Source organism: Corallococcus sp. AB045 (genome assembly GCF_003668895.1).
In the GTDB taxonomy this organism is placed as follows: Bacteria; Myxococcota; Myxococcia; order Myxococcales; family Myxococcaceae; genus Corallococcus; species Corallococcus coralloides.
The window spans coordinates 1-1,940 of sequence record NZ_RAWN01000405.1; the positions used below are offsets into that span (position 1 = coordinate 1).

The following is a 1,940-nucleotide window of genomic DNA, read 5'->3' on the forward strand; positions in this document are numbered from 1 at the left end:
GGGGTGGCGGCCAGAGCAGCACGGTCATCCCCGTGGAGCTCATCGTCGCCAAGCAGCGAAACGGCCCCATCGGGTCCGTGGAGCTGGTGTTCCTCGCGGAGTACACGCGCTTCGAAAGCCGCGCCCGGAGCGAGTAGTCGCCGCGTCAGTCCCGGCCGGTGCGCAGGTAGCCCGTGACATGCTCACGGGCCGCCCGCACCGCGGCCTCCGGCCCCGTGCCCCGGCCCAGCTCCGCCGCCAGCGCGGACGCCAACCGGCAGCCCGTGCCCCGGCGCTCCGGGGGCCGCTTCAACCGGCGCCCCCGCATCACCACCGTGCGCCCTGAGTACACCAGCACGTCCGCCAGCCCCTGCCCTTCCGGCAGGTGCCCGCCCTTCACCAGCACCGCGCCGAAGCCGCGCTGACACAGCGCCTCCGCCGCCTCCTGCGCGTCCTCCACCGTGCCCAGCGCGGGCCGGCCCAGCAGCCACGCGGCCTCCTCCAGGTTCGGTGTCACCAGCACGCGCGGGCCCGCGAGCGCCAGGTAGTGCCGGGGCGTCAGCCGCGACAGCACCTGCCCCCGGGAGGAGCGCACCACCGGGTCCACCACCCACCACGCGTCCGCGTCCTTGAGCGCCGCCCTCGCCGTGGCCAGCTGTGACGGCCCGGGCACCACGCCCCACTTCACCGCGTGCAGGGGGCCCCACTCGCGCGCGGCCGACACCTGCGCGGCCAGCATGCGTGGGGACGCTGGCACCACCGCGAAGGTGTGCGAGCCCTGCGCCGTCTGGGCCGTGGGCACCGCCACCGCGTCGCCGCCCCGCGCCCGCACCGCGGCCACGTCCGCCAGGAGCCCGGCCCTGCCCGTGGGCTCCAGTCCCGCCAGGAGCAGGACGCGCGGCCTCACCGGCGGTGCTCTCGCGCCTTCTGCACCAGCGCCTTGTAGACGCCCAGGTGCACCGGGATGGTCCCCAGCATCAGCTCCGGGTGCCACTGCACGCCCAGCGCGAAGATGTGCGCGGTGGATTCAATCGCCTCCACCACGCCGTCCGGCGACACCGCGCTCACCGTCACGTCCGTGCCCGGCTTGTTCACCGACTGGTGGTGCGTGGAGTTCACCATCAGCTGCCCGTGCCCCACGGCCTCCGCCAGCAGCGTGCCGTTCTTCACCTCCACCGGGTGCTGCGGCTGGGTGCGGTCGTGCTTCTGCTCGTGGTCGCGCGCGCCCGGAATCTCTTTCAGGATGTCCTGGAACAGCGTGCCGCCCAGCACCACGGCCAACAACTGCATGCCGCCGCACACGCCCAGCACCGGCAGGTTGCGCTTGAGCGCGCCGCGGATGAGCTGCGCCTCGAAGGCCGTGCGGCCCTCCTTCAGCGGCCCCATGCCTTCGCGGACCTCCTCGCCATACGCGGACGGAGGGATGTCGAACGCGCCGCCCGTCACCACCAGCCCGGACACCCGCTCCAGGTAGGCGTCCACGCAGGACGGGTCGTCGGTGTACGGCAGCACGAAGGGCAGGCCCCCCGCGCGCAGGACCGCCTCCGCGTAGGGCACCTTCAATTCGTAGCGGGGAAAGGCGGAGTCGGCCGGCTGGGCCCAGTCCGGGCTGAGGCCGATGTTGGGACGACGCGGTGTCGTCCCGTGATGACGCGGAGGCGGATGGTTCATGGTGGGGTACTCCCTCCGGTTAGAGGCCAGTCCCCCGCGCGCTGTCAAACGCCGCCGCCAGCTGACGCACCCGCTCGGCGATGTCCTGGGCGAGCAGGGCGTCGGACACCACCGCCGCGCCGTGCGCCCCCGTCGCCGCCACACTCGCGATGTTGGACAGGCCCACCCCGCCAATGCCCACCACCGGCAGCGGGCTGTCCGCCACCACCCGCCGGAAGGACTCCAGCCCCAGCACCGGCGCCGCCACCACCTTCGTCGTCGTGCCGAACAGCGGCCCCACGCCCACGTAG

General features: G+C 73.9%; 4 protein-coding genes. 1 reads left to right on the forward strand and 3 read right to left on the reverse strand.

The features are described from left to right. A partial coding sequence (locus D7Y21_RS41100) for a DnaB-like helicase C-terminal domain-containing protein (protein ID WP_147469538.1) occupies window positions 1-137 on the forward strand: 137 nt, incomplete at its 5' end. Between the two features lie 8 nt (window positions 138-145). Here the strand turns inward: D7Y21_RS41100 and D7Y21_RS41105 are convergent. The 3 genes from D7Y21_RS41105 to D7Y21_RS41115 form a co-directional block, all read right to left on the reverse strand. After that, window positions 146-886, reverse strand: a complete 741-nt coding sequence (locus D7Y21_RS41105; protein WP_120564009.1) for a bifunctional hydroxymethylpyrimidine kinase/phosphomethylpyrimidine kinase — start codon at window positions 884-886, stop codon at window positions 146-148. Beyond that, the gene (locus D7Y21_RS41110; protein WP_120564008.1) at window positions 883-1,650 is read right to left on the reverse strand and encodes a gamma-glutamyl-gamma-aminobutyrate hydrolase family protein; all 768 of its coding nucleotides are present in this window, start codon (window positions 1,648-1,650) and stop codon (window positions 883-885) included. Before D7Y21_RS41110 ends, D7Y21_RS41105 begins: the two co-directional genes overlap by 4 nt. Window positions 1,651-1,669: 19 nt before the next feature. Further along, the coding region (locus tag D7Y21_RS41115; RefSeq protein ID WP_147469539.1) for a thiamine phosphate synthase at window positions 1,670-1,940 on the reverse strand (271 nt) is incomplete at its 5' end.

Excerpts from the sequence above, each read along its gene's own strand:
- D7Y21_RS41110 (WP_120564008.1), bottom strand. The coding sequence starts at position 1,650 with ATGAACCATCCGCCTCCGCGTCATCACGGGACGACACCGCGTCGTCCC.